This window comes from candidate division KSB1 bacterium, assembly GCA_022566355.1.
In the GTDB taxonomy this organism is placed as follows: domain Bacteria; phylum Zhuqueibacterota; class JdFR-76; order JdFR-76; family DREG01; genus JADFJB01.
On record JADFJB010000178.1, the window covers coordinates 1 to 6,426 of the forward strand.

Annotated in this window: 4 protein-coding genes, 1 tRNA gene and 1 pseudogene; 2 read left to right on the plus strand and 4 right to left on the minus strand. The window is 37.3% G+C overall.

Annotated features, from left to right (window positions below):
* Positions 1-998: 998 nt before the first annotated feature.
* The 3 genes from IIC38_19470 to IIC38_19480 all read right to left on the minus strand — a co-directional run bounded on the left by IIC38_19470 (position 999) and on the right by IIC38_19480 (position 3,717).
* Positions 999-2,027 carry a methyltransferase gene (locus IIC38_19470; protein ID MCH8128104.1) on the minus strand — a complete coding sequence of 343 codons (1,029 nt, stop codon included), beginning with the start codon at positions 2,025-2,027 and terminating at the stop codon, positions 999-1,001.
* A gap of 933 nt (positions 2,028-2,960) precedes the next feature.
* Positions 2,961-3,033: transfer RNA gene (locus IIC38_19475), tRNA-Lys, on the minus strand.
* A 501-nt stretch (positions 3,034-3,534) separates the two neighbouring features.
* A complete protein-coding gene (locus tag IIC38_19480; protein MCH8128105.1) occupies positions 3,535-3,717 on the minus strand; it encodes a helix-turn-helix domain-containing protein in 183 nt (60 codons plus the stop codon).
* Between the two features lie 232 nt (positions 3,718-3,949).
* Between IIC38_19480 and IIC38_19485 the strand changes: the two genes are divergently transcribed.
* Entirely contained in the window at positions 3,950-5,395 is a 1,446-nt protein-coding gene (locus IIC38_19485; GenBank protein MCH8128106.1) for an IS21 family transposase, read from the plus strand.
* Positions 5,377-6,135, plus strand: coding sequence for an ATP-binding protein (locus IIC38_19490; protein MCH8128107.1), 759 nt, complete (start codon positions 5,377-5,379; stop codon positions 6,133-6,135). Before IIC38_19485 ends, IIC38_19490 begins: the two co-directional genes overlap by 19 nt.
* A 184-nt stretch (positions 6,136-6,319) precedes the next feature.
* Here IIC38_19490 and IIC38_19495 read toward each other — a convergent pair.
* Positions 6,320-6,426 (minus strand): annotated as a pseudogene (locus IIC38_19495) (group II intron reverse transcriptase/maturase).

Sequence of the window (6,426 nt, forward strand, 5' to 3'; positions counted from 1 at the left end):
ATCTGTGCCAAGAAAAGCCAAAACTATCTCCTTTTAGGTTGTTCGTATATTCTTAATTGCTAAAATAACAATAACTTGAGTCATATTCAAGAAGAACAAATCTCGCCAGCTAATATTGAAATGCCCCAAATGACTCATCGGGTTGAAGGCTATTCTGCGACAGCCTGCTGGGCGGGATTGTTTTGCCGATCATGATATGGTTATCACAAAGTTTTGATTTTATTCAGGAGATATTTACAGTTCATTGATATTGGATATTACAAATTGATTAGTCCAAAATCAATAATTTTCTCGGAATTATTGGATATAGGATGGATAGAATAAAATGATTCTAGTTATTGAACTTCGGAGCTTGAAAGGATCGCTCAGGAGCTACCAAATCCCCACCAGACCTTCATAGAAGCTCACCATTCGGTTTTCTATATTCGGATGAGGTAATATTGAGGATAATTCCCTTTATAACTTATATCGAACCTTGAAAGATCGGATTCAGAGGATGGTTAGAAAAAAAGAATTGTTTTTCTGCGTAATCGTACCCCTACACCCCAAATAATCATGATGGGGCGGCGATTAGAAATATCCGCATGATAATTTATAACATTTTCAAAGACGTACGAACTGCTCCGAGTTGACCAATTTTTATATCTCTTTTATATTAACAGCCCCTGCCAGTTTTACCACTCGATGGGGTATGGGCATGGAAATCACCGCAAACTCCTTATTAAAGCGCATGCTGTTTTGATTGATTGTCGATATTTCATTTTGCTTAATGTCAAATTAGTCAACTTTCTTTGTTTAAGATTTTCCCTTATCTGACCTAGAAGTATTTCCCGTTCTTCGTTTGGCGTTTTATATCTCTTTCTCATACTCTTCAATTTTCTTTTACGCTCCTGTTGTTAATATTCCAACATTTCCGACAATACGATTGATGATAGCGCGGTTCATTCTAGCATTAACAAAACCGCCATTACTTACGGCATGTGTTGCGAAAATTATTTTTACTTAGTTGCAATTACGGCACTTGAAGGCCCTGTCAATGGCATAGTAGAAGTTTCTCTATAGCCAATTTCCTTTGCCCACCTATCAAAGTCCGCTAAAGAAAAGTCATAACCTTCAGGTGTTTCTATCAACATATTTAATGACATCATGAGACCAAAAGCATTTTTACTGCGGTCGTCATCTATAATGTTCTCAAGAACCACTAAGGCCCCTCCTTGAGGTAGGGCGTCATAAGCTTTTTTGATGAGCATCTTTTTATCCTGAGTTCCCCAATCATGAAGAATATTTCCCATAGTAATTATATCCGCTTTTGGAAAGTCTTCCTTGAAAAAATCTCCGGATTGAATAATTATTTTATCACCCAGGCTCATGTTGTTTATAGTTTCTGTTGCTACTGGACTTACGGGAGGTAAGTCAAAGGAAATACATTTCATATGATCATTATTCAGAACTACTTGGGCAGAAAGATACCCTCCAGCACCTCCTATATCGCAAAGCGTACCATAGTTGGAAAAATCAAACTTTTTAGAAAAAGTCATGAAGTTTCCCATTTGTATACCGCCCATTGCTTTTAAAAATTCTCGAAGATTTTCTTCGTTGGCATAAAGTTCTTCAAAAAGAGGTTTACCACCGGTTTTCGTTTCATTTTGAGGGGCACCTGTTTTTAATCCATCTTCAAGATTATGCCAGAATGGATATAACCTATTATTAGACATTTCTAACATACCACCAACATAGCTTTGTTTATTTTTGTCGAGAAATAAATCCGTATCTTCTGCGTTTCTGTACAAAGCAGTTTCCTTCAAGCCACTTCTTTTTAAAAAACCTAATGCTACCAAGGTGTCTAAAAAATCATAAAGACCTCTTTCATGCAAGCCTAATCTTGTCTTAATGTCTTGTCCTGATAACTCCCCATTTGCTAAATAAGTAAATAGCTCCATATTAACTGCTGTGAGTAGTGTTTTTGATGCCCAAAATCCCATTCCGATTTGCATTATTTTAGAAGGGTTTACTTGTTTTTCTGTCATTGCTTCCATATCTATTCCTTTTCTAATTGTTATAGTTATTATAATAATTTTTGTTAACTAATTTCAACCCGTTTTTTCTCACGGGCTTTTATTTAATGGGAAAGTTCTGTTGCACTTCTTTTCGTTCCTTGCCACCAAAAGGTATCAACGGACACATGAACACTTGTAAAATGATTCTATTGGCATACTCAGAAGGATCCATATGTAGCATGGGGGTAACCCTTTCCAAAAAAAGGGGTGGGGGCATCAATCACCCGCCACCCACTTTGGTGTCCATATGGTGTCTATAATTGGACACAATTGGTATAAATACAGCAAAATTGGTATAAATCAACTACTACTATAAGTTATTGTAAAAACATAAACTTACTTGAATTTCAAAAGGATACGGGGATAGTGGGTAATGGGTTTAGAAGTCCGTTGCTCCATGTCATTTATGAATTTTTCTCTACTACATCAATTCGGGAAGTTTATCTATCGCTTCGTCTTTCTTTTTGTCTATCAGTTTAGCATAGATTTGGGTGGTTTTTATATCTTTGTGGCCTAATAATATTTGAAGAACTTTGCCAATGAGTAAATTCTACAAAACCAAAATAGGCGGTACTAAGTCCTGGTATTACTGTTTCGTTTACCAGAGCAAGAAATACAGAGGTGTAGGGAGAACCACATCAGAAACCCCCACTGGATATATTTTCTTAGTTAGCTACCTTATAAGGAAAAATTTCTAAAAAATATTTAGCGACGGGTATATATATATCTTACCTACCCCTCATTTTTTTGGGTGTATGGAGTCTCGGAATCGGAATAAATCTGAGCACCGTGACGCTACCGTGACACGACTCTGTTAAAAAGGGGTTAAAATGAGTCAAAACCAGTTAAATTGGAATCAAATAATAAACCCCATAACAATTTAATATTACAGGGTTTAAGCAGTGCGCCCACTAGGAATCGAACCTAGAACCTGCGGATTAAGAGTCCGTTGCTCTGCCAATTGAGCTATGGGCGCATATATTGTTTTTTAAAGACTTACGAACCTCCAGTTTTCACAATTTTCATCTTGGTATACATAACTGGCTTATAAACGTTCCAAAGCCAGTCTTTTATGCTCATTACTCAAATGAGAATATCTCATCGTTGTTGTAATTTGCTTATGCCCTAAAAGCTCTTTCTTATATGATCGTTTGTAAGATTTACTATAACTAAGTTATTCTTTGCTGAACTCATTGAATTTGACACGCTTCTCAGACTTCTTCAAACCAAAATGCCCTTGCGCAATCTTTCCTTTCCTGGCTTCAAAAGCTCTTTGAGCCAGCTTTTTGATGGTTCCTACACTTTCCTGTTTTCTTTTTCAATTGTAGTAATAGTCGATAAACCATTTGCTATTTTGGTTATAAATAGCCATTGGATACCTCACTATTGTTAATAGAAAAAGAATATTTAAGTCCAATGTAGTGAATAATTTGTGATGTTTCAAGCATAATACTATCGTTTTAAAGTAAATTTCAGATCAATAGACCTGGACTTCCTGAGTTTGTGATTTAAGCCATTTTTTAAGCCCTCTTGGATCAAATTTGACCAGTCGACTAACTTTTATAAATGGTATTTTTCTCCGGCTGCCCCATGAATAAAGCGTTGGCACTTTTATGCCTAAATAGTCTGAAGTCTCTTCAATATTTAATAGTTTTTTCAATTCTGATCCAAGTGGTTAACTTTGGTATTACCAACACTCAAATAATCTGCCACGTGGCTTCAGTTATTTGAGAGACTTTAATTTGTTGCATTTTTGATTAGCGACATTTAAAAGTCCCTATTAACGACAATTAAAATTCCCTTTTTTTAGGAGGGTATTCATACCATTTAAGTCAAACCAAATGGAGGCTTAGATGGTAACAGAACAACAAGTGCGGAGGTTAATGAGACTAATGCAGACAGAGAGGACACAAAGTATCGCAGCATCCAAAGCTGGGATGGATGTAAAGACAGCAAGGAAGTATATTCGTTTAAAAAGACTTCCCAGCGAAATAAACGTTGAACATCCCTGGCTTACCCGAGAAGACCCGTTTTCTGAAGTATGGGACGAGGTAAAAACCAAATTGCAGATTAATCCTGGTCTTGAAGCAAAAACGCTTTTTGACTATTTACAAGGCCAATATCCCGGCAAATTTTCAGATGGCCAGTTACGCACTCTCCAGCGACGTGTAAAACATTGGCGCAGCACCGAAGGCCCAGCCAAAGAGGTATTTTTTGCTCAACAACATCATCCTGGACAATTGTGTCAATCCGATTTTACTCATATGGATGATTTAGGGGTTACAATTAATAAAGTTCCATTTAACCATATGATCTATCATTTTGTTCTCACCTATTCCAATTGGGAAACTGGGACGATCTGTTTTTCGGAGAGTTTTGAAAGCTTAAGTAATGGCTTACAAAATGCACTTTGGGAATTGGGCGGCGTCCCAGATAGCCACCAGACAGATCGATTGAGCGCTGCGATAAATAACAGTTGCAGCCATAAAGTATTTACTCAGCGTTATGCCAGCTTGTTAAGGCATTATAAATTGCATGGCCGAAAGATACAGCCAGGCAAAGCCAATGAAAATGGCGATGTAGAACAACGTCATTTTCGCTTTAAAAAAGCTCTGCAACAATCATTTATGCTTGGCGGCAGTAGCGATTTTCAGAATCGCGACGAGTATGAACACTATCTTAAAAATTTGTTCAACCAGCTAAATTCAAACCGGCGAAAACGATTTGAAGAGGAATTGACTGTTTTGCATCGTTTACCCAATTCTCGTCTGGATTGCCGTAAAAACATGGAGATCAAAGTTGGTCCCAGCAGCACCATTCGGGTAAGCCACAATATTTATTCGGTTCACAGCCGTCTCATTGGCGAGATCGTAAAAGTTCGATTGTATTCAGATTATCTGGAAATCTGGTATGCTCAAAAATGCATAGAGAAAATCCCCAGACTTCGAGGCGAGAGTCGTTCTCATATTCAATATCGCCACATTATCGATTGGTTGATTCGTAAACCAGGAGCTTTTGCCAACTATCGATATAAAAAGGATTTGTTTCCTACGCATCGATTCCGCATGGCTTATGATTATTTAGGTCGCCATTCTCATCCTAAAGCAGCCAAAGAATATTTGAAAATATTATATCTGGCCGCAAGGGAAAATGAAACCGCCGTAGATCATGCGTTGGACTATATGTTTATAAAAAACATCCCCATCTGCTGCGAAACAGTTCGAGAACTGATTCAATCAGACCAAAAACTTGAAAAGTCAAAAGATGTTAACATTGACTCTGTTGACCTAAATATTTATGATCAACTGTTATTAGGAAAATGGACAGTGACATGTTAGAGAAACAAATCAATCACTATTTAAAAGAACTTCATTTGCCGACTGTAAAGTCTTGTTACCAGGAACAAGCTCATTTAGCCAGACAAGACTCCTTGAGTTACGAACAATATCTTTTAGAACTTATCGAAAGAGAGCGTGAGGTGAGACGTTATAATCGCATCACACGTATACTCAGAGAATCGAAATTACCCCTGGAAAAGACGTTAGAATCTTTTGATCGCAAACGATTACCCGGTAGAGTTAATTCTCAAGTGAGCGTTTTATTGGATGGTTCATTTTTGGATCGTTGTGAAAACATATTGGCCTTTGGGAATCCTGGCAGCGGCAAAACCCATTTGTTATGTGCGATAGCTCAAGAGCTTGTGCAACAGGGAAGAAGGATATTATTCAGTCCGTGCAATCTTTTGGTTCAACAAATGTTAATCTTGAAACGAGATTTCAAGTTGCCTCGTTTCTTAAAACAACTAGCCAAATATGATGCGTTGATTCTTGATGATATTGGCTATATTCAACAAAATCGTGAAGAGATGGAAGTCCTGTTTACGCTTTTGGCAGACCGATATGAAAGAGGAAGTATTATGTTAACCAGTAACCTTCCCTTTTCAAAATGGGAAACCATTTTTAAGGATCCAATGATAACAGCAGCGGCAATTGATCGGTTGGTTCATCATAGTGTGATTCTTGAACTAAATATCAAAAGTTATAGATTGGAACAATCCCAAATAAAACAAACAGAATGATTAAAAAATTAAACGGAAAGGTGGTGATGTTTTTTTGCAATGGTTAACCATTGCAAGGAATAGGGAATAAGTAGACCATACGATCATCACTGGTTCAATGACATATAATGATTAATGAGATACTAAAAAAAGGGAATTTTAATTGTCGCCGGAAGGAAATAATAGTTGACATTGGTCAGGTTGCTGCACGGCGACTGCGAACATAGACATTACAATCATCCGCATAGCGAACAAAACGATGTCCACGCTTCTCTAATTCTCGATCCAATGAATCCAACAGCACATTCGCTA

Excerpts from the sequence above, each read along its gene's own strand:
- IIC38_19485 (MCH8128106.1), top strand. The coding sequence starts at position 3,950 with ATGCAGACAGAGAGGACACAAAGTATCGCAGCATCCAAAGCTGGGATG.
- IIC38_19470 (MCH8128104.1), bottom strand. The coding sequence starts at position 2,027 with ATGACAGAAAAACAAGTAAACCCTTCTAAAATAATGCAAATCGGAATG.
- IIC38_19490 (MCH8128107.1), top strand. The coding sequence starts at position 5,377 with ATGGACAGTGACATGTTAGAGAAACAAATCAATCACTATTTAAAAGAA.